Source organism: Sphingomonas phyllosphaerae, assembly GCA_036946405.1.
Lineage (GTDB): Bacteria > Pseudomonadota > Alphaproteobacteria > Sphingomonadales > Sphingomonadaceae > Sphingomonas > Sphingomonas phyllosphaerae_D.
On the sequence record JAQIJC010000001.1, the window covers coordinates 1,739,575 to 1,763,592 of the forward strand.

At 68.3% G+C, this 24,018-nt stretch carries 19 protein-coding genes; 10 read left to right on the forward strand and 9 right to left on the reverse strand.

Annotated elements, in window-relative coordinates; all coding sequences use genetic code 11:
* Nucleotides 1-9: 9 nt before the first annotated feature.
* Together PGN12_08315 and PGN12_08320 are read left to right on the forward strand one after the other, a co-directional pair.
* A complete protein-coding gene (locus PGN12_08315; protein ID MEH3103896.1) occupies nucleotides 10-1,221 on the forward strand; it encodes an SGNH/GDSL hydrolase family protein in 1,212 nt (403 codons plus the stop codon).
* 54 nt (nucleotides 1,222-1,275) lie between these two features.
* Nucleotides 1,276-3,075 carry a dihydroxy-acid dehydratase family protein gene (locus tag PGN12_08320; GenBank protein ID MEH3103897.1) on the forward strand — a complete coding sequence of 600 codons (1,800 nt, stop codon included), beginning with the start codon at nucleotides 1,276-1,278 and terminating at the stop codon, nucleotides 3,073-3,075.
* Between the two features lie 313 nt (nucleotides 3,076-3,388).
* Here PGN12_08320 and PGN12_08325 read toward each other — a convergent pair whose 3' ends face one another.
* From PGN12_08325 to PGN12_08345, 5 genes are all read right to left on the reverse strand, one after another.
* Nucleotides 3,389-4,969, reverse strand: coding sequence for an aldehyde dehydrogenase (NADP(+)) (locus PGN12_08325; GenBank protein ID MEH3103898.1), 1,581 nt, complete (start codon nucleotides 4,967-4,969; stop codon nucleotides 3,389-3,391).
* Between the two features lie 220 nt (nucleotides 4,970-5,189).
* On the reverse strand, nucleotides 5,190-6,500 hold the full coding sequence (gene xylA / locus PGN12_08330) for a xylose isomerase (protein MEH3103899.1): 1,311 nt from the start codon (nucleotides 6,498-6,500) through the stop codon (nucleotides 5,190-5,192).
* Between the two features lie 12 nt (nucleotides 6,501-6,512).
* On the reverse strand, nucleotides 6,513-7,952 hold the full coding sequence (gene xylB / locus PGN12_08335) for a xylulokinase (protein ID MEH3103900.1): 1,440 nt from the start codon (nucleotides 7,950-7,952) through the stop codon (nucleotides 6,513-6,515).
* A gap of 128 nt (nucleotides 7,953-8,080) precedes the next feature.
* Entirely contained in the window at nucleotides 8,081-9,202 is a 1,122-nt protein-coding gene (locus tag PGN12_08340) for a glycoside hydrolase family 43 protein (GenBank protein MEH3103901.1), read from the reverse strand.
* Between the two features lie 96 nt (nucleotides 9,203-9,298).
* Nucleotides 9,299-10,651, reverse strand: coding sequence for an FAD/NAD(P)-binding protein (locus PGN12_08345; protein ID MEH3103902.1), 1,353 nt, complete (start codon nucleotides 10,649-10,651; stop codon nucleotides 9,299-9,301).
* Nucleotides 10,652-10,722: 71 nt separating this feature from the next.
* Between PGN12_08345 and PGN12_08350 the strand changes: the two genes are divergently transcribed.
* The 5 genes from PGN12_08350 (at nucleotide 10,723) to PGN12_08370 (ending at nucleotide 16,661) form a co-directional block, all read left to right on the forward strand.
* Nucleotides 10,723-11,619, forward strand: a complete 897-nt coding sequence (locus PGN12_08350; GenBank protein MEH3103903.1) for an aldo/keto reductase — start codon at nucleotides 10,723-10,725, stop codon at nucleotides 11,617-11,619.
* A 68-nt stretch (nucleotides 11,620-11,687) separates the two neighbouring features.
* The gene (uxuA, locus tag PGN12_08355) at nucleotides 11,688-12,866 is read left to right on the forward strand and encodes a mannonate dehydratase (GenBank protein ID MEH3103904.1); all 1,179 of its coding nucleotides are present in this window, start codon (nucleotides 11,688-11,690) and stop codon (nucleotides 12,864-12,866) included.
* Nucleotides 12,867-12,868: 2 nt separating this feature from the next.
* A complete protein-coding gene (gene uxaC / locus PGN12_08360) occupies nucleotides 12,869-14,281 on the forward strand; it encodes a glucuronate isomerase (GenBank protein MEH3103905.1) in 1,413 nt (470 codons plus the stop codon).
* Complete coding sequence (locus PGN12_08365) at nucleotides 14,278-15,651, forward strand: mannitol dehydrogenase family protein (protein ID MEH3103906.1); 1,374 nt, start codon at nucleotides 14,278-14,280, stop codon at nucleotides 15,649-15,651. Before uxaC ends, PGN12_08365 begins: the two co-directional genes overlap by 4 nt.
* The gene (locus tag PGN12_08370; protein MEH3103907.1) at nucleotides 15,651-16,661 is read left to right on the forward strand and encodes a sugar kinase; all 1,011 of its coding nucleotides are present in this window, start codon (nucleotides 15,651-15,653) and stop codon (nucleotides 16,659-16,661) included. Before PGN12_08365 ends, PGN12_08370 begins: the two co-directional genes overlap by 1 nt.
* Before the next feature lie 306 nt (nucleotides 16,662-16,967).
* Here PGN12_08370 and PGN12_08375 read toward each other — a convergent pair whose 3' ends face one another.
* The 3 genes from PGN12_08375 to PGN12_08385 all read right to left on the reverse strand — a co-directional run bounded on the left by PGN12_08375 (nucleotide 16,968) and on the right by PGN12_08385 (nucleotide 19,795).
* Complete coding sequence (locus PGN12_08375) at nucleotides 16,968-17,561, reverse strand: alpha/beta hydrolase (GenBank protein MEH3103908.1); 594 nt, start codon at nucleotides 17,559-17,561, stop codon at nucleotides 16,968-16,970.
* Nucleotides 17,562-17,948: 387 nt separating this feature from the next.
* Nucleotides 17,949-19,361: a type I glutamate--ammonia ligase gene (gene glnA / locus PGN12_08380; GenBank protein ID MEH3103909.1), complete on the reverse strand. Its 1,413-nt coding sequence runs from the start codon at nucleotides 19,359-19,361 to the stop codon at nucleotides 17,949-17,951.
* A gap of 95 nt (nucleotides 19,362-19,456) precedes the next feature.
* Complete coding sequence (locus PGN12_08385) at nucleotides 19,457-19,795, reverse strand: P-II family nitrogen regulator (GenBank protein ID MEH3103910.1); 339 nt, start codon at nucleotides 19,793-19,795, stop codon at nucleotides 19,457-19,459.
* A 201-nt stretch (nucleotides 19,796-19,996) separates the two neighbouring features.
* Between PGN12_08385 and PGN12_08390 the strand changes: the two genes are divergently transcribed.
* Nucleotides 19,997-21,109, forward strand: a complete 1,113-nt coding sequence (locus PGN12_08390; GenBank protein ID MEH3103911.1) for a CAP domain-containing protein — start codon at nucleotides 19,997-19,999, stop codon at nucleotides 21,107-21,109.
* Nucleotides 21,110-21,138: 29 nt separating this feature from the next.
* Here the strand turns inward: PGN12_08390 and map are convergent, their stop codons facing one another.
* A complete protein-coding gene (gene map / locus PGN12_08395; GenBank protein ID MEH3103912.1) occupies nucleotides 21,139-21,963 on the reverse strand; it encodes a type I methionyl aminopeptidase in 825 nt (274 codons plus the stop codon).
* Between the two features lie 50 nt (nucleotides 21,964-22,013).
* Between map and PGN12_08400 the strand changes: the two genes are divergently transcribed.
* Nucleotides 22,014-22,772, forward strand: a complete 759-nt coding sequence (locus tag PGN12_08400; GenBank protein MEH3103913.1) for a molybdopterin-binding protein — start codon at nucleotides 22,014-22,016, stop codon at nucleotides 22,770-22,772.
* A gap of 198 nt (nucleotides 22,773-22,970) precedes the next feature.
* Nucleotides 22,971-23,996 carry a choice-of-anchor A family protein gene (locus tag PGN12_08405; protein ID MEH3103914.1) on the forward strand — a complete coding sequence of 342 codons (1,026 nt, stop codon included), beginning with the start codon at nucleotides 22,971-22,973 and terminating at the stop codon, nucleotides 23,994-23,996.
* Nucleotides 23,997-24,018: the final 22 nt, after the last annotated feature.

Genomic DNA, 24,018 nt, shown 5'->3' on the forward strand with positions numbered 1-24,018 from the left:
GGAGCGACCATGCGATCCTCGTTCGTGCTTGCCGCCGCGCTGCTCGGCCTCGCCGCCACCCCCGCCGCCGCGCGCTCGTGTCGCTGGCAGGCGGCCTGGGCGTCGGCGCAGATGATTCCGCAGGGCGAGAACGTCCTGCCCCCCGACGCGCTGCGCGACGCGACGCTGCGCCAGATCGTCCGCCCGTCGCTGGGCGGGGCGCGGGTGCGGGTGCGCTTCTCGAACGCTTATGGCCGCGCGCCGCTGCGCATTGCCGCCGCGAGCATCGCGCGTTCGGCGGACCTTGCCAGCGCGCGGGTGACGCCGGGTAGCCTGCGCGCGCTGTCGTTCGGCGGCGGGCGCGAGGTGGTCGTGCCGCCGGGCGCGGAATATTGGAGCGACGCGGTGACGCTGTCGGTCGCGGCATTCGACGATCTGGCGATATCCGCTTATTTCCCGTCCGCGCCGGATGGTCAGACCTCGCATCCGGGATCACGCGCGACCTCGTGGATCGCCAAGGGCGACGCGACCGGTGCGACTGATCTGGCGGGGGCGACCGGGACCGATCACTGGTTCCAGCTCTCCGGCGTGGAGGTCGAGCGCTGCGTTGCGTCGAACGGGGTGGTCGCGTTCGGCGATTCGATTACTGATGGGTATGGCGTGAAGCCGAACACCAACGCGCGCTGGACCGATGTCCTCGCGCGGCGGCTGGGCGGCAAGGCGGCGGTGCTCAACCTCGGGATCGGCGGCAACCGCGTGCTGCTCGACGGGCTGGGGCCGAATGCGATGGCGCGCTTCGACCGCGACGTGCTCGGGCAGGCCGGGGCGAAGCATCTGATCGTGCTGGAGGGCGTCAATGATATCGGCGTGCTGACCCGCGAACAGCCCGCGACGCCGGAGGCGCACCGCGCGCTGGTGGCCGGGGTGACGGGGGCTTATGCGCAGATGGTGGCGCGCGCGCACGCCAAGGGGATGACGGTGCATCTCGCGACGATCATGCCGTTTTCGACCAACGCTTATTATCATCCCGGCGCGGCGAGCGAGGCCGATCGGCAGGCGATCAACGCGTGGATCCGCACGCGGGGCAACGCCGATCGCGTGATCGACTTCGACCGGCTGATGCGCGATCCGGCGCGGCCCGACCGGCTGCTGCCCGCCTATGACAGCGGCGACGGGCTACACCCAAGCATCGCCGGCTATCGCGCGATGGCGGAAGGTATTTCGCTGGCATCACTGCGCTAGCCATAGGTTATTTGTCCGACTATATCATCGGCTTTCGTTCTGGAGTTCGCCTGCATGACCGCCCCCCACGATCCGACGACGCTGCGCAGCCGTGCGTGGTTCGACAATCCGGCGAACATCGACATGACGGCGCTGTATCTGGAGCGCTACCTGAACTTCGGGCTGACGCTGGAGGAACTGCGCTCGGGCAAGCCGATCATCGGCATCGCGCAGACCGGCTCGGACCTGTCGCCCTGCAACCGCCACCATCTGGTGCTGGCGGAGCGGGTGCGCGAGGGCGTGCGCGAGATGGGCGGGATCGTGCTGGAATTCCCGGTGCATCCGATCCAGGAAACCGGCAAGCGTCCGACCGCCGGGCTCGACCGCAACCTGGCGTATCTCGGGCTGGTCGAGGTGCTGTACGGCTATCCGCTCGACGGCGTGGTGCTGACGATCGGCTGCGACAAGACGACCCCGGCGTGCCTGATGGCGGCGGCGACGGTCAACATTCCCGCGATCGCCTTGTCGGTCGGGCCGATGCTGAATGGCTGGCACAAGGGCGAGCGCACCGGCTCGGGCACGATCGTCTGGAAGGCGCGGCAGCTGCTCGCGGCCGGCGAAATCGACGATGCCGAGTTCATCCGGCTGGTGGCGTCGTCGGCGCCGTCGACCGGCTATTGCAACACGATGGGCACCGCGACGACGATGAACTCGCTCGCCGAAGCGCTCGGCATGTCGCTGCCCGGCTCGGCGGCGATCCCGGCGCCGTATCGCGACCGGCAGGAGGTCGCGTATCTCACCGGCAAGCGGATCGTCGAGATGGTCGCCGAGGATCTCAAGCCTTCGGACATTTTGACGAAGGACGCCTTCCACAACGCGATCAAGGTCAATTCCGCGATCGGCGGATCGACCAACGCGCCGATCCACCTCGCGGCGCTCGCGCGCCACGTCGGGGTCGAGCTGCCGATCAAGGACTGGGAAACCGAGGGGCACAAGGTGCCGCTGCTGGTCAATCTGCAGCCGGCCGGCGAGTATCTGGGCGAGGATTATTATCGCGCAGGCGGCGTGCCGGCGGTGGTCAACCAGCTGATCGAACAGGGGCTGATCGCCGAGGATGCGCTGACCGTCAACGGCAAGACCATGGGCGACAATTGCCGCGGCGTGGCGATCGAGGACGAGAAGGTGATCCGCCCGTATGACGCGCCGCTGAAGGAAGAGGCCGGGTTCATCGTGCTGTCGGGCAATCTCTTCGACGCCGCGGTGATGAAGACCAGCGTGATTTCGCCGGAGTTCCGCGACCGTTACCTGTCGAACCCCGACGACCCCGAGGCGTTCGAGGGGCCGGCGGTGGTGTTCGACGGGCCGGAGGATTACCACGCGCGGATCGACGATCCCGCGACCGGGATCACGCCCGAGACGTTGCTGTTCATGCGCGGCGCCGGCCCGATCGGCTATCCGGGCGCGGCCGAGGTCGTCAACATGCGCCCGCCGGCCTATCTGATCACCGAGGGCGTCCATGCGCTGCCGTGCATTGGCGACGGACGGCAATCGGGGACGAGCGGCTCGCCGTCGATCCTCAACGCCTCGCCGGAAGCGGCGGCGATGGGTGGGCTGGCGCTGCTCAAGACCGGCGACCGGGTGCGGGTCGATCTCGGCAAGGGCACGGCGAACGTGCTGATCCCGGAGGCGGAACTGGCGGAGCGGCGCGCGGCGCTGGAGGCGGCGGGCGGCTATGCCTATCCGGCCTCGCAGACGCCGTGGCAGGAGATCCAGCGCGCGGTCGTCGGGCAGATGAGCACCGGCGCGATCCTCGAGGGTGCCGAGAAGTACCAGCGCATCGCGCAGACCATGGGACTGCCGCGCGATAATCACTGACGTGTGATCCCCGATGCGCGAACGTCACCCCGGCGAAGGCCGGGGCCCGGTTGGGGGACGCTGATGATGCAGGTCGCGCTTCGTTACATCTGCCTTCCCGATTGGGCCCCGGCGTTCGCCGGGGTGGTGGCGTGGGAGGGCTATCGTCCTCTCACCCCGTTCGTGCTGAGCTTGTCGAAGCACGGACCCCGGACACGCCCTTCGACAAGCTCAGGGCGAACGGCGTGAGAGTGGCGACGTAGCAACGCCATGCATATACAAAAAGGGCGGCCCCGGGGGGCCGCCCTTTCCGCAATCAAATCGACCACAACGCTTACCGCGGCGAAGCCTCGCGCTTGCCGTCGAGGCGGCGGGCGATGCCCCAGGGATTGGCGTCCGACACGGCGTCCGGGAGCAGGCTGGCGGGGAGATTCTGGAGGCTGACCGGGCGGAGGAAGCGATAGATCGCGCCGGTGCCGACCGAAGTGGTGCGGCCATCGCTGGTCGCCGGGAACGGCCCGCCATGGACCATCGCCGGGGCGACCTCGACGCCGGTCGGCCAGCCGTTGACGAGGATGCGGCCGACGCGGTCGGCGAGCACCGGGATCAATCCCTTGGCCTCGGCCTCGTCCTCGGCGTCGATCTGGAGCGTCGCGGTCAGCTGGCCTTCGAGGCTGGCGATGACCTTCTTCAGCTCGGCGAGGTCGCGGCACGCCACGACGATCGACGATGAGCCGAACACCTCATGCCCTAGCGCACGGTCGGCAAGGAACGCCTCGGCATCGGTGCGGAACAGCGCGCCGACCGCCTGGTTGACGCCCTCGCCGACCTTGCCGCGCGCGACCGTGGTGACCGCCGCATGCGCGGCGAGCGCCTCGACGCCCTTCTCGAAGCTGGCATGGATGCCCGGGGTGAGCATCGTCGTCGGCGCGCTTTCGGTCAGCGCCTGACCGGCCGCCGCGACGAACGCGTCGAGCGCCGGGCCGGCGATCGCGAGGACGAGGCCGGGGTTGGTGCAGAACTGGCCCGCGCCCATCGTCAGCGACTGGACATAGGCCGGGGCGAGCGCCGCGCCGCGTGCTTCGAGCGCGTGCGGCAGGATCACGACCGGGTTGATCGCCGACATTTCGGCATAGACGGGGATCGGCTCGTCACGCTCGGCGGCGATCTTCATCAGCGCCATACCGCCGCCACGCGAGCCGGTGAAGCCGACCGCCTTGATGCGCGGATCGCGGACGATCGCGCCGCCGAGTTCGTTGGTCTCGCCGGGCAGGTAGGAGAAGACGCCCGCCGGCAGCCCTGCCTTCTGAACCGCCTTGGCGATCGCGCGCGCGACCAGCTCGCCGGTGCCGGGGTGCGCCGGATGGCCCTTGACGATAACCGGACAGCCCGCCGCGAGCGCCGAGGCGGTGTCGCCGCCCGCGACCGAGAAGGCGAGCGGGAAGTTCGATGCGCCGAACACCGCGACCGGGCCGAGCGCGACGTTCATCCGACGCAGGTCGGGGCGCGGCAGCGGCTGGCGGTCGGGGAGGGCAGGGTCGATGGTCGCGTCGAGCCAGTCTCCCTGCCGGACGACGGTCGCGAACAGCTTGAGCTGGCCGACCGTCCGGCCGCGCTCGCCCTCGAGGCGGGCGCGCGGCAGGCCGCTTTCCTGCATCGCGCGGACGATCAGCTCGTCGCCGAGTGCGAGGATCTCGTCGGTGATGGCTTCGAGGAAGGCGGCGCGGGTTTCGGGATCGGTCGCGCTGTAGGTCGGGAACGCCTCGGCGGCGAGCGCGGCGGCGGCGTCGACCGCGTCGGGGCCGGCGGAGGAGAAGTCGGGCGTCAGCGTCTCGCCGGTCGACGGATCGACCGAGGTGAACCGCTTGTCAGCCTGACGCGCCTCGGCGCCGATGAGCATCGCTCCGTCGATCATGATCGTCCTCGTGATGGGGAATTAGTCGGACATTAGTTAGGCGGCGGGGGGCGTTTTCGCAACCCTGCGGTGGCTCAACTGCGTGTCACGACACCGGGTCGATAAAGCTTAGCCCCTCCCCTTCAGGGGAGGGGTTGGGGTGGGGAAGTTCTGAGCGCTGGTCTCGGTGAGACACCGCCCCACCCCCTGCCCCTCCCCTGAAGGGGAGGGGAGTATCGTTCTAGATGAAGCGGTTGACGATGTTCTCGATCCGCTCCTGACGACCCGAGCGCGGGCGCGGGTTGACGTCGGCGCTCTCGGCCAGATCGGCGATCCCGGCGAGGTCGAGGCTCGACACCTTCTGGCCGAAGTCGGCGTCCCAGCCCGCGTAACGCTCCTGCTTGATCGCATCGAGGCGACCGTCCTCGATCAGTGCGGCGGCGTTGAGCAGGCCCTTCGCAACGACGTCGATCCCGCCGACATGACCATAGAACAGGTCGACCGCGTCCATCGACTGGCGGCGGACCTTGGCGTCGAAGTTGAAGCCGCCGGTGGTGAAGCCGCCCGCGCGGAGAATCTCGAGCATCGCGAGCGTCAGTTCCTCGACCGAATTCGGGAATTGGTCGGTGTCCCAGCCGTTCTGGTGATCGCCGCGATTAGCGTCGATCGAGCCGAAGATGCCGAGCGCGCCGGCCATCGCGATCTCATGCTCGAAGGTATGGCCGGCGAGCGTGGCGTGGTTCGCCTCGATGTTGACCTTGACCTCGTTTTCCAGCCCGTACTTCTTGAGGAAGCCGTACACGGTGGCGGTGTCGAAGTCGTACTGGTGCTTGGTCGGCTCGTGCGGCTTCGGTTCGATCAGGATCGTGCCGTCGAAGCCGATCTTGTGCTTGTGCTCGACCACGAGGCTGAGGAAGCGACCGAGATTGTCGAGTTCGCGCTTCAGGTCGGTGTTGGCGAGCGTCTCGTAACCCTCGCGACCGCCCCACAGCACGTAGTTGCTGCCGCCGAGGCGGTGCGTCGCCTCCAGCGCGTCGCGGACCTGCATCGCGCCGAACGCATAGACTTCCGGATCCGGGTTGGTCGCGCCACCCGCCGCGAAGCGCGGGTTGCCGAACAGATTGGCGGTGCCCCACAGCAGCTTGCGCCCCGACGATGCCTGGAGCTTCTCGAGATGATCGACCGCCTCGCCGAAGAAGCGGCGATGTTCGGCGACGCTGTTGGCGTCGGCCATCACGTCGACGTCGTGGAAGCAGTAATACGGCACGTCGAGCTTGGTGAAGAAGTCGAACGCCACCTCGCGCTTCTGCGCCGAGGCCGCGCTGTCGTTCGCGCCGGCATGCCACGGGCGGTTGAAAGTGCCGCCGCCGAAGACGTCCGAGCCGGGCCAGCAGAAGGTGTGCCAGAAGCAGGCGGCGAAGCGGAGGTGATCCTCCATGCGCTTGCCGAGCACGACCCGATCCTTGTCGTAATAACGATAGGCGAGTTCGTTGGAGGTTTCCGGCCCCTCATATTTGATCTGGGGGATGTCGGCGAAGAAGTCGGTGGCCATGCGCTGGTTCCTTTACGGCTTGATGCGGGAATAGGCGGCGCGGAAGGCGGCGCGCTTGGGGGCGAGCCGGTCGACCAGCGTCGGGTCGGGGGTGATGACGTGACTGATCGGCGGGGCGACGCAGACCTCGGCAGGGGTGCCGCCGTCGACCGCCAGCTGTGCAAGGCGGGCGGCGCCCATCGCCGGGCCGACCTCGCCGCCCTTGAGGTAGGCGAGTTCGACCTCCAGCGCGGCGGCGAGCGTTTCGCCCCAATAGCGCGAGCGCGCGCCGCCGCCGATCACCGAGAGGCGTTCGACGGTGGTGCCGGACTCTCGGAGCACGCGGACGCCGTCGGCGAGCGCGAAAGCGACGCCTTCGAGCACCGCCTGCGCCATTCGCTCGGGGGTGCTGTCGTGATCGAGCTGGAGGAAGCCGCCGCGCACCTGCGCGTCATTGTGCGGGGTGCGCTCGCCGGAGAGATACGGGAGGAACAGTTCGGGGCCGCTCGCCGGTCCGGCGATCTCGGCACGTGCGAACACGTCGGCCGCACCCGCTGCGCCGATCAGCCGCGCGACCCAGTCGACGCAGACCGCGGCGGACAGATGCACCGCCATCTGATGCCACATGCCCGGGATGCAGTGGCAGAAGGCATGGACCGCCGCCGCCGGGTTGGCGCGCAGCGTGTCGGTCGCGACGAAGATCACGCCCGAGGTGCCGAGCGACAGCAGGGCGTCGCCATCGCGGACGACGCCGATCCCGGCCGCGCCCGCGGCATTGTCGCCGCCGCCGCCCGCGACCGGTACGGCGTCCATGCCCCAGCTTTCCGCGATCTCGGGGCGCAGCCTGCCGGTCACGTCGCTGCCCTCGACCGCGCGCGGCATCTGCGCGCGGGTGAGGCCGGTCGCGGCGAGCAGTTCGTCGCTCCAGTCGCGCTTCGCGACGTCGAGCCACAGGGTGCCGGCGGCGTCGGAGACGTCGGACGCCTTCTCGCCGGTCATGATGAGCCGGACATGGTCCTTGGGGAGCAGGACGGTGCGGATCGCGGCGAAGGTCTCGGGCTCGTGATGCTTGACCCACAGCAGCTTGGGCGCGGTGAACCCGGGCATTGCGATGTTCGCGGCGATGTCGCGCAGCGCAGGGACCGCGCGCTCCAGTTCCTCGCATTCGGCGAAGGAGCGGCCGTCGTTCCACAGGATCGCGGGGCGCAGCGGGCGGTCGTCGGCGCCGAGGAGGGTCGCGCCGTGCATCTGCCCGGCGATGCCAACCCCGCGGACCGCGCGGCGCACGTCGGCGGGGAGCGCGCGGACCGCGGCGTCGGTCGCCTGCCACCAGGCGTCGGGGTCCTGTTCGGACCAGAGCGGGTGCGGGCGCTGGACGGTCAGCGCGGCGGTCGCCTGTGCGGCGATCGTGCCGTCACGGTCGATCACCACCGCCTTCACGCCCGAGGTGCCGATGTCGATGCCGAGGAACATGGGGGTCTTTCCTGTTTGCAATCAGCGCCGCCCCGGCGGACGCCGGGGTCCAGTTGCGGGCGGCTCGCGAGATGCGGCTCGGTTTCCCAACTGGGCCCCGGCGTGCGCCGGGGTGGTAGGGTGTCAGATCACTTCACGAACGGGTCGATCGTCTGGATCGTGCCGTCAGGATTGTACTTCAGCTCGGTCATCTTGACGTTGCGCAGCCGCGTCTGACCCGACAGCTGCGTGTCGGCGTAGAACAGCCACCATTTGCCCTTCCACTCGACGATCGAATGGTGGGTCGTCCAGCCCTCGACCGGCTGGAGGATGCGGCCCTTGTAGGTGAACGGGCCAAAGGGCGAGTCGCCGATCGCATAGACGAGGTAATGCGTGTCGCCGGTCGAATAGCTGAAGTAGTATTTGCCCTTGTACTTGTGCATCCACGACGCCTCGAAGAAGCGGCGGTCGTGGTCGCCGCCGAGCAGCGGCTTGCCTTTTTCGTCGAGGATCACGACGTCGCGCGGCTTGCCGGCGAAGGTCTTCATATCGGCGGCCATCGGCGCGACCTTCGGGGTCAGCGCCGGCTTGTCGTCGGCGCCGAGATCGGTCTTCGAGCCGTTCGGATCGTACGTGCCCGTGGTGTTGCGCTGGAGCTGCCCGCCCCAGATCCCGCCGAAGTACATATAGCTCTTGCCGTCGTCGTCGGTGAACACCGCCGGGTCGATCGAGAAGCTGCCCGCGATCGGCTGCGGATCGGCCTTGAACGGGCCGACCGGCGACTTGGAGGTGGCGACGCCGATCCGGAACGCGCCCTGCCGGTCCTTGGCGGGGAAGTAGAGGAAATAGGTGCCGTTCTTATAGGCGGCGTCGGGTGCCCACATCTGCTTCTCGGCCCAGGGCACGTCCTTGACGTCGAGCGCGACCGGATGCGCGGTGACCTTGCCGCCGGGTTCGTCCATGCTGAGCACGCGATAGTCGCGCATCTCGAAATGCCCGCCGAGATCGTCTTCCTTCGCCGAGCCGTCGATGTCGTGGCTGGGATAGACGTAGAGCTTGCCGTCGAAGACGTGCGCCGAGGGGTCGGCGGTGTAGAAGTCGGTGACCAGCGGCTGCGACAGATACTTGCGGCCGTCCTTGGCGCGCGGCGCGTCGGTGGCGGCGGCGTTGGCGATCGTCGCATTGTCGGCAGTCGTCGTGCGGTCACCACAGGCGGCGAGCGGCAGCGCGGCGAGCAGCGGCAACAGATAGGCACGGGTAGGGCGACGCATCGGTTCGGGCTCCTCTCAGGTCCAGTCGGCGGGTCTGCGCCCGCACATTCCACGATGAGGTAGCGCTACCATCATTGGTTCGCAACCGTTTTCGCATCAAAGCCCCTCGCCACCGACCCATTGCGCATTGGCGAGCCTTCGCGCCAGCGTCCAGTTCTGCTGGCGGATGTCGGGGACGGCGACGACTTCCCACAATCCGCCGCGGGTCATCGGGCCGATCGCGTAGAGCTGTTCCGCCACCGTGCCGCTGGCATCGACGACTCGCGATTGCGCATCGACCTCCAGCCCGATGCGCAGCGCGTCGGGGCGGATCATGCCGCGCGTGAGCAGGTCGCGGAGCAGCGGCTCGTCCGAGCGCAACAGGTCGCCCTGCGGCCCGGTGCAATTGACGATCCGTGCCGCGCGGAACCGGCGCGTTTCGCTGTCGCCGCGCGGCCGCCACTCGAGCAATGCCTGCGCGCCGTCGGCGGTGGCGGCGACCAGCTTGCCGGCCACCACCTCCAGCCGTCCCGACGTGACCAGCGCGTCGATCCGGTCGGCGACGGCAGGGGCGAGGCGATGTCGGTGCACGTCCCACCACGGGCGGAGGTGGCGGAGGAACCGCGCGCGGGTGGTCGCGTCCGCCGCACCCCACATCAACTGCGTGATCGGGCGCAGGGTATCGACTGCCGCGCGCCAGCCGATCGTGGCGCTGCGCTGGCGGACATGCCGAAGCAATGCCGAGAGCGTCGCGGCCGGGCGTTCGGAAAGGCCGGGTTGCGGCGGAAAATCGGCGTGGCGTCGCGGCGCGAGCCCGCGTCGTGACAGCGCGACGATCCGGCCGCGAAAGCCCTTCGACTCGAGCAGCAGCGCGGCATCGATCGCGGTCAGTCCGCTGCCGACCAGCACCACCGTGTCGTCGTCACGCAGTTCCTCGGCGATGTCGCCCGCCCAAGGATCGCCGCGATAGCAGCCCGGTGGCAGCGCCGTGGGGTTGAGCCCCGGCGGGGTGTGCGGCGGCAGGTTGCCGAGCGCGAGCACCATCGCATCCGCCGCGAGCACGTTGCCGCCTGCCAGCGTCGCTTCGTAGCCTTCCGCCGCCGGCGCGATCGCGTGCACCTCGTCCTCGATCAGCGTCAGTCGGTGCGGATGTGCGGCGACCGCCGCTTCGAGCATCTCGCGCAGGTAGCGGCCGTACACGCGGCGCGGGACGAAGGTGGTGCGGTCGCCGAGCGCGTTGTGCGTCAGCCAGCGGACGAAATGATCGGGGTCGTCGGGCAGCGCGCTCATGTTGCCGGCGCGGACGTTGAGCAGATGCTCCTCATGCGCGGCGCTGTAGGCGACGCCGCGGCCGAGCTGTGCCGGGCGCCGCTCGATCAGCGTCGCGCGGGGGCCGTCGTGGCGGACCAGGTTGATCGCCAGCAAGGCACCCGAAAAGCCGCCGCCGACGATCGCGACATGACGGATCATCGCGCGCCTGCGAGGTGCGAGAAACGGTTCGACGCTATCATCCCGATCGACCCTGTGCCATGCCGCCCCGGATGACGACTTTGCGCCTATCGAATGAACCGCGTGCCCTGGGCAAGAGCGGGATCATGGTTTCGCCGCTCGCCTGGGGCATGTGGCGGCTGGCCGGTGAGGATGTGGCGGCGGTGCGCGCGCTGATCGATGCTGCGCTGGCGGCGGGGATCACGCTGTTCGACACCGCCGACATCTACGGCTGCGACACGCCGGCCGGGTTCGGATCGGCGGAGGCGCTGTTCGGGCGCGCGCTGGCCGAGGATCGGTCCTTGCTCGAGCGGATGGTGATCGCGACCAAGGGCGGCATCCGGCCCGGCATCCCGTATAATTCCAGCCGCGCCTATCTTGCTGAAGCGCTGGACGATTCGCTGCGGCGGATGGGGGTGGAGACGGTCGATCTCTATCAGGTGCACCGCCGCGACCTGCTGGCGCACCCACAGGAAGTGGCGGGCGCGCTGGATGCGATGGTGGCAAGCGGGAAGGTGCGCGCGATCGGCGTGTCGAATCATGCGCCGGCCGAGGTCGATGCCGTGCAGGCGTTCCTTGGGCAGCCGATTGTCGCGACGCAGCCGGAATTTTCCGCGCTGCACGTCGCGCCGCTGTTCGACGGGACGCTGGACCATGCGATGCGGCATGATCTTGCGGTGCTGGCCTGGTCGCCGCTGGGGGGCGGGCGGCTGACCGACGCCGCGCATCCGGCGGGGGCGTTGCTTGGCGAGCATGGCGCCGCCTATGGCGTGGATGCGGCGACCGCAGCGCTGGCGTGGGTGATGGCGCATCCGGCGCGGATCATCCCGATCGTTGGATCGCAAACGCCCGGGCGGATCGCGGCCGCAGCCTGGGCGTACCGGGTCGAATGGACCAGGGCGCAATGGTATGCGGTGCTTCAGGCCGGGATGGGAAGCAGCTTGCCCTGAGCTTGCTTCATGAGGTGTTATCGCTAACAGGCGCGGCGAGACGTCGTGAGGCGGCAGGATCGGAGAGGATGGCGGACGTGTTGATGACGCAGGCGATGCGCTGGTTCGGACCACGCGACCCGGTGCCGCTCGCGCATATCCGGCAGGCCGGCGCGCGCGAGGTCGTCACCGCACTCCACCAGATCCCCAACGGCGTCGTGTGGCCGCGCGAGGAGATCGCCGCGCAGCGCGCGATGATCGAGGCCGCGGGTCTCGGCTGGACCACGGTAGAGAGCGTCCCGGTGCACGAGGCGATCAAGACCGCCGGTCCCGAGCGTGACCAGCTGATCGACCATTATATGACCACCCTCCGCAATCTGGCGGCGGAGGGGATTACCACCGTCACCTACAATTTCATGCCGCTGCTCGACTGGACGCGCACCGATCTGGCGTGGGAGCTTCCCGATGGGGCACGCGCATTGCGCTTCGAGCTGGACGCGGTGGCGGCCTATGATCTCCATCTGCTGAAGCGCCCGGGCGCCGAGGCGGATTATGCCCCCGACACGATCGAGCGCGCCGCGCGGCGCTTTGCGGCGATGGATGACGAGGCCAGGCTGCGGCTGGAGCGGACGATCATCGCCGGACTGCCGGGCAGCGAGGAAAGCTTCACCTCCGCGCAATTCCTCGACGCGATCCATGGCTATGCCGATACCGGCGCGGCGCGGCTGCGCGCCAATCACCACGCCTTCATGGCCGCGATCTGCCCGGTCGCCGAGGAATTGGGCCTTCGCATGGTCGTCCATCCCGACGATCCGCCGTTCCCGATCTTCGGCCTGCCACGCGTCGTCAGCACCGAGGCGGACGTGACCGCGCTGTTCGACGCGGTGCCGAGCGCCGCCAACGGCCTGTGCTTCTGCACCGGTTCGTTCGGGGTGCGCGCCGACAACGATTTGCCGGGCATGGTCCGGCGGCTGGGGACACGGATCGGCTTCCTCCATCTGCGCAGCGTCCAGCGCGAGCCGGATGGCGCGTTCCACGAGGCGGCGCATCTGGAGGGGAGCGGCGACCTGACCGCGGTGATGGCCGCGGTGGTGGCGCTGCAACGCCGCGAGGGGCGCTCGATCGTGATGCGTCCCGATCACGGCCACCAGATGATCGACGATCTGAACAAGGTGACGAACCCCGGTTACTCGCTGCTCGGGCGGATGCGCGGGCTTGCCGAGCTGCGCGGGCTCGAACGAGGACTGGCTTTCATGGGAGCGATGTGACGATGACCCGACCGCTCGAACTCCACCCCGACCGGCTGTTTCCCGCCGATCCAACGACCCGCGACATCGCGCGCGCGCTCTATGCCGAGATCGGCGCGCTGCCGATCGTCAGCCCACACGGCCATACCGATCCGACGTGGTTCGCGACCGACGCCAAATGGGACAATGCGACGACGCTGCTGCTGGCGCCCGATCATTATGTGTTCCGGATGCTCTATTCGCAGGGGATCGCGCTCGACGACCTGCGGATCCCGCATCGTGGTGGCGCGCCTGCCACCGATCCGCGCGCGGCGTGGAAGCTGTTCGCCACGCATTACGACCTGTTCCGCGGCACCCCGTCGCGACTGTGGCTGGATCACGTCTTCGCCGAGGTGTTCGGGTTCGACGTGCGGCTGGATGCCGAAACCGCCGATCTCTATTTCGACACGATCAACGCGCGGCTGGCCGGAGACGACTTCCGCCCCCGCGCGTTGTTCGACCGCTTCCGAATCGATTTCCTCGCCACCACCGAAGGTGCGCATGACAGCCTCGACGCGCATCACGCGATCCGCGCCTCCGGCTGGAAGGGTCGCGTGGTCACCACCTATCGCCCCGATGGCGTGATCGACGTCGAGCATGAGCAGTTCACAGGCGCGATGGAGAAATTCGCGGCGCTGACCGGCGAGGACGTGCACAGCTGGTCTGGCTATCTGGCCGCGCACCGCAAGCGTCGTGCCGACTTCCGCGCCGCCGGGGCGACCGCGACCGATCACGGCCACGCCACCGCGCAGACCGCCAATCTGTCGACCGCCGAATGTGAGGCGCTATTCGCGAAGATCGTCGGCGGCACGTGGGACGCCGCCGATGCCGAGCTGTTCCGCGCGCAGATGCTCACCGAAATGGCGAAGATGAGCGTCGCGGACGGGATGGTGATGCAGATCCACCCCGGCTCGTACCGCAACCACAATGCCGGGCTGTTCGCGAGCCACGGGCGCGACAAGGGCGCCGACATTCCGGTGCGCACCGAATATACCCGCGCGCTGCAACCGATGCTCGACGTGGTCGGCAACGAGCGCGACCTGACGATCATCCTCTTCACGCTCGACGAGAGCGTCTATGCGCGCGAGCTGGCACCGATGGCGGGCCATTATCCGTGCCTCAAGCTGGGGCCGGCATGGTGGTTCCACGACTCGCCCGAGGGGATGCGCCGCTATCGCGAGCTGACCACCGAGACCGCCGGCTTCTACAACACGGTCGGCTTCAACGACGACACGCGCGCGTTCCTGTCGATCCCGGCGCGGCACGATGTTGCGCGGCGCGTTGATTGCGCGTTCCTCGCGCGGCTGGTCGCCGAGCATCGGATCGAGGATTGGGAAGCGGTCGAGCTGGCGCATGAGCTGACCGACGGGCTGGTGCGCAAGGCGTACAAGCTGTGAGGCTCTCCGACGCGACCCGCGCCGCGCTGCCCGGCGATGTGGCGCAGCCCGGCTATGCGCGCACCGAACAGGCGCGCGGGATCGTGCATCTCGGCATCGGGGCGTTCCACCGCGCGCATCAGGCGGTCTATACCGACGACGCGATGGCGGCCGGCGACCGTGACTGGGCGATCACCGGCGTGTCGCTGCGCTCGCGGCAGGTCCACGAGCAGCTCGCGGCCCAGGACGGGCTCTACACGGTCGCGACCCGCGACGCGGACGGCGAGCGGCTGCGGCTGATCGGGGCGGTGCGCGAGGTGCTGGTCGCGCCAGACGGGCCCGACGCGGTGGCGGCGGCGCTGGCCGCGCCCGCGACGCGGATCGTGACGCTGACCGTCACCGAGAAAGGCTATCACCGGCTGCCCGGCGGTGGGATCGACACAACTTCGGTCGCGGCGGCGGGCGGCACGATCTACCATTATCTGTCGCAGGCGGTGCGCGATCGCCATGCCGCGGGCGTCGGGCCGATGACGCTGGTCAGCTGCGACAACATGACCGACAACGGCCATGTGCTGCGCGACGGCGTGGCGGCGTTGCTCGACGGCGCGGCGCGCGACTGGTTCGAGCGCGAGTGGGCGTGTCCGTCGACGATGGTCGACCGGATCGTCCCCGCCACCACCACCGCCGACCTCGACGCGATCGAGGCGCGGCTCGGGATGCGCGACGAGGGCGCGGTGGTGACCGAGCCGTTCCGGCAATGGGTGATCGAGGATCGTTTCGCCACCGACCGTCCGCGCTGGGACGTGGGCGGTGCGCAGTTCGTCGCGGATGTGCGACCCTATGAAACCGCCAAGCTGCGGATGCTCAACGGTGCGCATTCGGCGCTCGCCTATCTCGGGCTCGGCGCGGGGCATGACTATGTGCATCAGGCGATCGCCGACGCGGCGGTGCGTCCGGTGGTCGAGCGGTTGATGCGCGACGAGGCGGCGGCGAGTCTCGATGCTGCGCCCGGTCAGGATCTGCGCGGCTATGCCGATGCGCTGCTGGCGCGCTTCGCCAACTCGTCGCTTGCGCACCGGTTGGCGCAGATCGCCACCGACGGGTCGCAGAAGGTCGGGCCGCGCTGGCTGGAGGCGCTGACGATCAACCGCGCGCGTGGCGTCGATTGCACCGCGACGCTGACCGCGCTGGCGGGATGGCTGCGGCATCTGCGCGGCGAGGCGGGGCCGGTCAACGATCCGATGGCGGAGGAACTGGCGGCCTTGTGGCGCGCGAACGATGCGCGCGGGATGGTCGATGCGCTGTTCGGTGCGGGCGGCAAGTTCGCGGCGCGCTGGCAGGCCGACGAGGCCGAGCGTGCGACGCTGGTCGATCTGGTGGAGCAAAAGTGATGGGCAAGTTCCTGGCGTTCGGCGAGATCATGCTCCGGCTCTCGCCACCCGGACGCGAATTGCTGATGCAGACGCCGCGCTTCGACGTGTGGGTGGCGGGTGCGGAGGCGAATGTCGTCACGCAGCTGGCGAAGCTCGGCCATGACGTCGGCATCGTCAGCCGCGTGCCCGACAACGACCTCGGGCAGAGCGCGATCACGACCTTGCGCGGGCATGGCGTCGACGTGCGGCACCTGCAGACCGGCGGCGAGCGGATGGGGCTGTATTTCGTCACCTCCGGCGCGGGGATGCGTGCGACCGAGGTGATCTACGACCGCGCCGGATCGTCGTTCGCCGAGGCACCGGTGCGTGCGTGGGATTGGGATGCGATCCTTGATGGCGTGACGCGGCTGCATCTGTCGGGGATCACCCCGGCGCTGGGGCCGGTGCCCGCCGAGAGCGCGTGTCGCGCGGCCGAGGCGGCGAGCGCGCGCGGCGTCGCGGTGTCGTTCGACGGCAATTGGCGCGGCAAATTGTGGGCGCGCTGGGACAGCGATCCGCGCGGCATCCTGACGCGGATCGTCGAACATGCCGACCTGATGTTCGGCAACCATCGCGACATCGCGCTGCTGCTGGGCCGCGACGATTTTGGCGGCGAGGGCGAGGATCGGCGGCGCGCGGCGGCGGAGGCGGCGTTTGCGCGCTTCCCGACGCTGATGACGATCGCCTCGACCGCGCGGCATGTCGAGCATGTCGATCTCAATCGGCTGTCGGCGCGGATCGACACGCGCGACGATCATGCGCAGACGCCAGAGACGGTGCTCGCGGGGATCGTCGACCGGATCGGCGGCGGCGACGCCTTCGCGGCCGGGGTGCTGCACGCCTTGCTCAACGGGCAGGGGATTGCGGCGGCGGCGGAGACCGGGCTGGCGCTGGCGGCGCTCAAGCATTCGTTGCCGGGGGATGCAGCGTTGTTCCGGCAGGGGGATGTCGACGCGTTCCTTGCCGGCGGGCTGGACGTGCGGCGGTAGGCGTTCTCGTGGTTGAGAGCGGAGCGAGGCGATACAGGCCGTCCTGATCCGGCCCTAGATTGCTTCGCTCCGCTCGCAATGACGAACTTCCTAGGTCATTAGCAGCGGGCGAGGCATCCTCACACGCCGTCGCCCCTGCGCAGGCAGGGGCCTATCTGTTTCGTCATACGCTTACGTCGACAAACGGGGCGGCGCTAATCGTGGCAGATGTCCGGTCAGGACGACACAGACATGGGCCCCTGCCTGCGCAGGGGCGACGGAGGGAGGTGGGGACGTAGCGCTCTACGCTCGACCGCCTAAACGAACCTACCGCCCGATCAACGCCTCGGCGCGGCCGACCTCGTGCGCCGCGACCTGATGCGTCACGCGCAGGAACAGCCGCTGCGCCTGCCGCCACGCATTCGTCTCGCGCGCGACATGCCGGTCGCGGTGGCTGGCGATCAGCCGGCTGCCCCAGCTTTCGACCGCCGCATCGACCTGCCCCGCATCGCCCTGCGGCGAGATGACGATCGACGGGAACGGCAAGGGCGCGGTCGGCGAGGCGAACAGGTCGGCGTCGCCATCGCGCGTTACTTCCGCCCCGCGCGGCGCGAACAGCAAGGCACCGGCGATCTTCGAGACGTAGTCGCTCGGCGACAGCCGCCCCCACCACGCGCTCGCCGCGCAGCCGATCCCGTCCGCGACCAGCAGCACCGGACGATCCGCCGCGCACACCGCCTGATCGACGCGCGCGGCCCAGATCTTGCGCTCGGCGCGGGAGCGGGCCGCGATCGGGATCGTGCGCGGATCGTTGCCCGGCCAGCCGAACATCGTCCGCCACGTCGGCTCGCTCTGCCGCGCGTCCGAGATCGCGACGATCGAGAAAGGGGCGAAGCGGTCGTTGGCGGCGATGGCGAACATGGCTGTGGCTCCCGGGTGGCGCGGACCATTGTCGTGGCTGAGGTCCATGATGGTACGCGAGTCGGGCGCGATGGGGAGTCTATTTGGCCTTTGGCGCGGTGAGCTTTGGGTTTGTCGGGGTGAGGTGAGGGTGATGGTCGTGCTCCACGCCGTCGCCCCGGACTTGATCCGGGGCCTCGCTTTTTCTTGGCCGTGAAGAAGAAGAAGCGGGATCCCGGATCAAGTCCGGGATGACGGGATGGAAAAAAGGGCGTCCTCCGGTCTGGAAGACGCCCTTCTCGATCGCGGCAGCGACGTGGCGAAGCCACGTCGTCGGTCCTCACCTGCGGCGAGGCCGGCCGACAGCGCGAGTGCGGCGGAGCCGCACCGGCTGCCGGAACGGCAGCCTCACGCGCTGTAGTACATATCGAATTCAACCGGGCTCGGGGTCATTTCCCAGCGCGCCACGTCGGCCCACTTCAATTCGACATAGGCCTCGATCTGGTCCTTGGTGAACACGTCGCCCTTCAGCAGGAAGTCGTGGTCGGCCAGCAGCGACTCGAGCGCTTCGCGCAACGAGGCGCAGACCGTCGGCACTTCCGCCAGCTCGGCCGGCGGCAGGTCGTACAGGTTCTTGTCCATCGCCTCGCCCGGATGGATCTTGTTCTGGATGCCATCCAGACCCGCCATCAGCAGCGCCGCATAAGCGAGATACGGATTGGCCATCGCGTCCGGGAAGCGGACCTCGACGCGCTTGCTCTTCGGGCCGGTGCCATACGGGATGCGGCACGATGCCGAGCGGTTGCGCGCCGAATAGGCGAGCAGCACCGGCGCCTCGTAACCCGGCACCAGCCGCTTGTAGCTGTTGGTGGTCGGGTTGGTGAAGGCGTTGATCGCCTTGGCGTGCTTGATGATCCCGCCGATGAAATACAGGCAGGTGTCGCTCAGCCCGGCATAGCCGTTGCCCGCGAACAAAGGCTCCTTGCCGTTCCAGATCGAGAAGTGCGTGTGCATCCCCGAGCCGTTATCTTCCTTGATCGGCTTCGGCATGAAGGTCGCCGACTTGCCGTAGGCGTGCGCGACCTGGTGCACGACATATTTGTAGATCTGCATCCGGTCGGCGGTGGTGGTCAGCGTGCCGAAGGTCAGCCCCAACTCGTGCTGCGCGGCGGCGACCTCATGGTGGTGCTTGTCGCACGGCAGGCCCATCTCGATCATCGTCGAGACCATCTCGCCGCGGATGTCGACCGCCGAGTCGACCGGCGCGACCGGGAAATAGCCGCCCTTGGCGCGCGGACGGTGCGCCATGTTGCCGCCCTCATATTCGCGGCCGGTGTTGGTCGGCAGCTCGATATCGTCGAGCTTGAAGTACGACTGGTTGTACGACGTGTCGAAACGGACGTCGTCGAACATGAAGAATTCGGCTTCCGGCCCGACGTACACGGTGTCGCCGATCCCGGTGGTGGCGACATAGGCCTCGGCGCGCTTCGCGGTGGTGCGCGGGTCGCGGCTATAGCCCTCGCCGGTCGACGGCTCGACGATGTCGCAGAACACGATCAGCATCGGGGTGGCCGAAAAGGGATCGGTGTAGACCGCGTCCAGATCCGGCTTCAGGATCATGTCCGACTCGTTGATCGCCTTCCAGCCCTCGATCGAGCTGCCGTCGAACATCAGGCCGTCGGTCCATTCGTCCTCGCCCATCACCGAGGCGACCATGGTCAGATGCTGCCACTTGCCCTTGGGATCGGTGAAACGCAGATCGACCCACTCGATCTCCTCGTCCTTGATCTTGCTCAGAACGTCTGCGGCCGTGTTCGCCATGATGTTGCTCTCTCTCGCATAAGCGTCGCCCCGACTAATGTCGGGTGAGACGCGGTAAGTGGCACGCTCCGATGACAGCGGAGCGAAGAAGGGGATCAGATCGCTTCGTTATCGCGCTCGCCGGTGCGGATGCGCAGCGCGGTTTCGACCGGGATCACGAAGATCTTGCCGTCGCCGATCCGCCCGGTCTGCGCGGCGGCGGCGATCGCTTCGACCACGCGCTCGGTCAGCCCGTCCTCGACGACCACCTCCAGCTTCACCTTGGGCAGGAAGTCGACGACATATTCGGCACCGCGGTACAGCTCGGTATGGCCCTTCTGCCGGCCAAAGCCCTTCGCCTCGGTGACGGTGATGCCGGACACGCCGATCTCGTGCAGCGCCTCCTTCACCTCGTCCAGCTTGAACGGCTTGATGATCGCTTCGATCTTCTTCACGCGACGAACGCCCCACCCCGAAAAACTTGGATGCCCCAGCAGCATCGATGCACCGATCGTGCCAGCCGCAGCACGGAAGGGCAAGGCAACGACTCGCGGAAATCCGGGCTTTTCCGTGCCTCTAAAATGGGCATCGTCGTTGTCGCTGCCGCTTTAGTGGGCAGATGCCATTTCTTAACCCGGTAACCCTATGCGATGCCGATGCGATTCTCCCGCGTCTCCCGGATCGGCGCCGTCCCGGCCTTGTCGTTGCTGCTGGTGGGCTGCGGCGGTGGGGGCAGCGATGGCGCGAGTGGCGGCACCCCGACCGGCGGCGTGCAACTGGCACCTGCAGCGACGCCGGCGCCAAGCCCGACCCCGACGCCGAGCCCCACGCCAGCGCCCACGCCGACACCGACGCCTGCCCCAACCCCCACACCGATGCCGCCGCCCGTCGCGCCGAGCGGCGGCTGGGCGGCCAATGCCGCGGCGCTGTTCAGCGCGCAGCCGGATGTCGCGGCGTGCCGGCCGGGCGCGCTCGTGCAAAGCGTGCGTGACGATGTGCTGGCGCGGCTCAACGCGATCCGCGCACTCCACCGCCTGCCGGCGGTCACCTATTCGAGCGCCGACGACGAGCAGGCGACGCAGGCGGCGCTGATGATGGCTGCCAACGGACAGCTGAGCCACACGCCCGCGTCGTCATGGAAATGCTACACGACGCTCGGCGCGTCGGGGGCGGGGAGCAGCAACCTGTACGGCGGGCTGATCTCGCCGTATCTCGCTTATTACACCGAGGACATGTACCTCGGCGGGTGGTTGACGGAGACGTCGAACCTCGTCGCCAACAATGTCGGGCACCGCCGCTGGATGCTCGATCCTTTCCTCGGCAAGATCGCCTATGGCCGCGTCGCGCAGGTGCTCGCCGACGGCAGCCGCACCGACGCCGCGGCGATGAAGGTGGTATCGTTCACTGGCGGGGTGAGCGTGCCGGCCAATTTGCCGCCGTTCGTCGCCTATCCTTACGGCGATTATCCGGCACGCTATTTCGACATGTCGTCGCTGCTGTCGTTCACGGTGATCGCCGACACAACGCAGCGGGGCGGCGCGAACGCGACGGTCGACTTCTCGAAGGCGGCGATCGCGGTCAGCGACGGGGCGAATGCGCTGACGGTATCGAACGTCAGTTTCGACAATGTCGGCTATGCGGTGCCCAACAACCTGCAGTTCAATGTCGCGGGGTTGAAGGCGGGGGTGAGCTATACGGTGACCATCACCCGCGTCGGCGTGCGCGGAACGCCGACCGATTACAGCTATACGTTTCGGATCGTGTCCTGACCTGACCTGACCTGACCCGACCGACGAGGTCAGTACGGCGGCTTGTCGAACCCCGCCGGCGAGCCGGTGAAGATCTCGCAGCCGTCTGCGGTGATCCCGATCGAATGTTCGAACTGCGCCGACAGCGAGCGGTCGCGCGTCACCGCCGTCCAGCCATCGTCGAGCAGCTTCACGTCGGGGCGGCCGATGTTGATCATCGGCTCGATCGTGAAGATCATCCCCGGGCGTAGCTCCGGGCCCGTCCCCGGACGGCCGACGTGCACCACCTCCGGCGCATCGTGGAACAGCCGTCCGACGCCATGACCGCAGAAATCACGCACGACGCCGAAGCGATGCCCCTCGGCATGGCGCTGGATCGCGTGCGCGACATCGCCCATCGTGTTGCCGGGGCGTGCCTGCTCGATCCCGAGCATCAGGCATTCCCACGTCACCTCGACCAGCCGCTTCGCCTTTAGCGGCACGTCGCCGATCAGGTACATGCGGCTGGTGTCGCCGTGCCAGCCGTCCACGATCGGCGTGACGTCGACATTGACGATGTCGCCCGACTTCAGCGCCTTGTCCGACGGGATGCCGTGGCAGACGACGTGGTTGATCGAGATGCAGCTCGAATGCGTATAGCCGCGATAGCCGAGCGTCGCGGGCACGCCGCCGCCGGCCTTCACGAAATCGTAGATCAGCTTGTCGATCTCGGCGGTGGTCACGCCCGGCACCATGTGCGGGACGAGCATGTCGAGCGTCTCGGCGGCGAGTCGCCCGGCCTTGTGCATCCCCGCAAAGGCATCCGGCCCGTGCAGCTTGATCGCGCCGGTGCGCGCGAGCGGCGCATCGCTGGTGACGGTCACATAATCGGTCATGCGCGCGGATATAGCGTGGCGGGCGGGCGATTGCGAGCTAGGGAAGGCGCATGACAACCGAACGCATCTGGACCGCTGCGCTGGTGGTGATCGGCGACGAGATCCTGTCCGGCCGCACGCAGGACAAGAATATCGCGCAGCTCGCGACATGGCTCAACGTGCAGGGCATCCGGCTGGTCGAGGTGCGCGTCGTCCCCGACCGCGAGGACGCGATCGTCGAGGCGGTCAACACGCTGCGCGTGCGCAACGATTATCTCTTCACGACCGGCGGGATCGGGCCGACGCATGACGACATGACCGTCGACGCGATCGCCGCCGCGCTGGCGGTGCCGGTCGTCGAGCATCCCGCCGCGATCGCGGTGCTTGAGCGACATTATGAGACGCGCGGCGGGCTGACCGATGCGCGGCGGCGGATGGCGCGCGTGCCCGAGGGCGCGACGCTGATCGAGAACCGCGTCTCAGGTGCGCCGGGTATTCGCGCCGGCAATATCTTCATCATGGCCGGAGTGCCGCATATCACCGCCGGGATGCTCGACTGGCTGACCGGAAAGCTCGACGGCGGCCGCCCGGTGGTCAGCGCGACGATCGGCTGTTGGGTCGCCGAAAGCGAGGTCGCGGAGCTGCTGCGCGCCACGGAAAAGGCGCATGAGGGGGTGGCGATCGGCAGCTATCCATTCTTCCGCGACGGGCGCACCGGCGCCAATTTCGTGGTGCGCTCGCCCGATCAGTCGCTGGTCGACGCGTGCATCGCCGATCTGACTGCCGCGCTGGAAGCGCAGGGGCCCGCGGTGACCGCGGGTGGGATCTAGGACCGGCTATGACACGCCGCATCTGTCCCCGTCCGTCATCCCGGACGAAGTCCGACCGACGATAAATCGACGAGCAAACAACGATCGACGGCCGAAGACCCGGATGTCCCGAACAGGGAACGGCAACAAGGTAAACGACATTGCGTCACACAGTGGCGCAAGCCACGGACGCGGCTCAAGTCTTTAGGGCCGGGTTCGATGGCGCGCACAGCATTGAAGGCAGGACTGACGACGGCGCTGGCGCTGGTGGCGGCGACCCCGGCGTCCGCGACCACCGTCATCCAAGGCATGGATGCGCTGCACGAGTGGAACCTCATCGTGCTCGGCGACCTGAAGTCCTCCTCCGAGGTCGAGGGGCGCACGTTCGTCGGCGGCAATCTGAGCGGCACGTCGTCGAACTATCAGATCCGCACCCCCGCGGCTTCGGCGGCGCAAACGCCCGCGCTGACCGTGGTCGGCGACGTGACCGGCGGGACGAAGAACCTGACCGGTGGGGCGACAGTCGGCGGCAACGTCACCAGCGGCTTCTCGCTCAACGGCAACCCGCAAACGGTACTGGTCGGCGGCACGATCGCCAACACCAACGTCAACCAGAATACCGTCAGGTCGGGACAGGCCACGGTCGCGGGCTTCACGCAGGCGCTGATCGACCAACGCGACGCGCTGACCCGCTCGATGATCGATTTGTCGAACGGGCTCTCGGCGCTGGCGGCGAACAGCAGTGCGTCGATCGCGAACAATCGTGCCACCTTCGACGCGGTCGCGGGCAGCAACGGCGTGGCGGTCTTCTCGCTGGCGGGCAGCGATCTGTCGAGGTTCGGCGAGATTGCGTTCAACCGCAATGGTGCGGACACCGTGATCGTCAACGTCAGCGGCACGACGATCAAGCTGGACGACAATTTCCTCGGCAATGCCGATCAACTCGGCCGCAACGTGATCTGGAACTTCGCGGATGCGACCACCGTGGACGTCACTACTGCGTGGCGCGGATCGGTGCTGGCGCCGCTCGCCAAGGGCACTACCGGCAACTACATCCAAGGCAGCGCGGTGTTCAACACGATGGTGCAGAACGGCGAGATGCACCTCGACACCTATGCCGGCAATTTTCGCCCGACTGCGGCGGTGCCGGAGCCGCGGACGTGGATGATGATGCTCGCCGGCTTCGGAATGCTCGGGGCGACGCTGCGGCGTCGGCGGAAGGTGGCACTTCAGTCGGTGGCTTGACGCGGCGTAAAGCTCAGCCTTC

Excerpts from the sequence above, each read along its gene's own strand:
- PGN12_08315 (MEH3103896.1), top strand. The coding sequence starts at position 10 with ATGCGATCCTCGTTCGTGCTTGCCGCCGCGCTGCTCGGCCTCGCCGCC.
- PGN12_08320 (MEH3103897.1), top strand. The coding sequence starts at position 1,276 with ATGACCGCCCCCCACGATCCGACGACGCTGCGCAGCCGTGCGTGGTTC.
- PGN12_08325 (MEH3103898.1), bottom strand. The coding sequence starts at position 4,969 with ATGATCGACGGAGCGATGCTCATCGGCGCCGAGGCGCGTCAGGCTGAC.
- xylA (MEH3103899.1), bottom strand. The coding sequence starts at position 6,500 with ATGGCCACCGACTTCTTCGCCGACATCCCCCAGATCAAATATGAGGGG.
- xylB (MEH3103900.1), bottom strand. The coding sequence starts at position 7,952 with ATGTTCCTCGGCATCGACATCGGCACCTCGGGCGTGAAGGCGGTGGTG.
- PGN12_08340 (MEH3103901.1), bottom strand. The coding sequence starts at position 9,202 with ATGCGTCGCCCTACCCGTGCCTATCTGTTGCCGCTGCTCGCCGCGCTG.
- PGN12_08345 (MEH3103902.1), bottom strand. The coding sequence starts at position 10,651 with ATGATCCGTCATGTCGCGATCGTCGGCGGCGGCTTTTCGGGTGCCTTG.
- PGN12_08350 (MEH3103903.1), top strand. The coding sequence starts at position 10,723 with ATGACGACTTTGCGCCTATCGAATGAACCGCGTGCCCTGGGCAAGAGC.
- uxuA (MEH3103904.1), top strand. The coding sequence starts at position 11,688 with ATGGCGGACGTGTTGATGACGCAGGCGATGCGCTGGTTCGGACCACGC.
- uxaC (MEH3103905.1), top strand. The coding sequence starts at position 12,869 with ATGACCCGACCGCTCGAACTCCACCCCGACCGGCTGTTTCCCGCCGAT.
- PGN12_08370 (MEH3103907.1), top strand. The coding sequence starts at position 15,651 with ATGGGCAAGTTCCTGGCGTTCGGCGAGATCATGCTCCGGCTCTCGCCA.
- PGN12_08375 (MEH3103908.1), bottom strand. The coding sequence starts at position 17,561 with ATGTTCGCCATCGCCGCCAACGACCGCTTCGCCCCTTTCTCGATCGTC.
- glnA (MEH3103909.1), bottom strand. The coding sequence starts at position 19,361 with ATGGCGAACACGGCCGCAGACGTTCTGAGCAAGATCAAGGACGAGGAG.
- PGN12_08390 (MEH3103911.1), top strand. The coding sequence starts at position 19,997 with ATGCGATTCTCCCGCGTCTCCCGGATCGGCGCCGTCCCGGCCTTGTCG.
- map (MEH3103912.1), bottom strand. The coding sequence starts at position 21,963 with ATGACCGATTATGTGACCGTCACCAGCGATGCGCCGCTCGCGCGCACC.
- PGN12_08400 (MEH3103913.1), top strand. The coding sequence starts at position 22,014 with ATGACAACCGAACGCATCTGGACCGCTGCGCTGGTGGTGATCGGCGAC.
- PGN12_08405 (MEH3103914.1), top strand. The coding sequence starts at position 22,971 with ATGGCGCGCACAGCATTGAAGGCAGGACTGACGACGGCGCTGGCGCTG.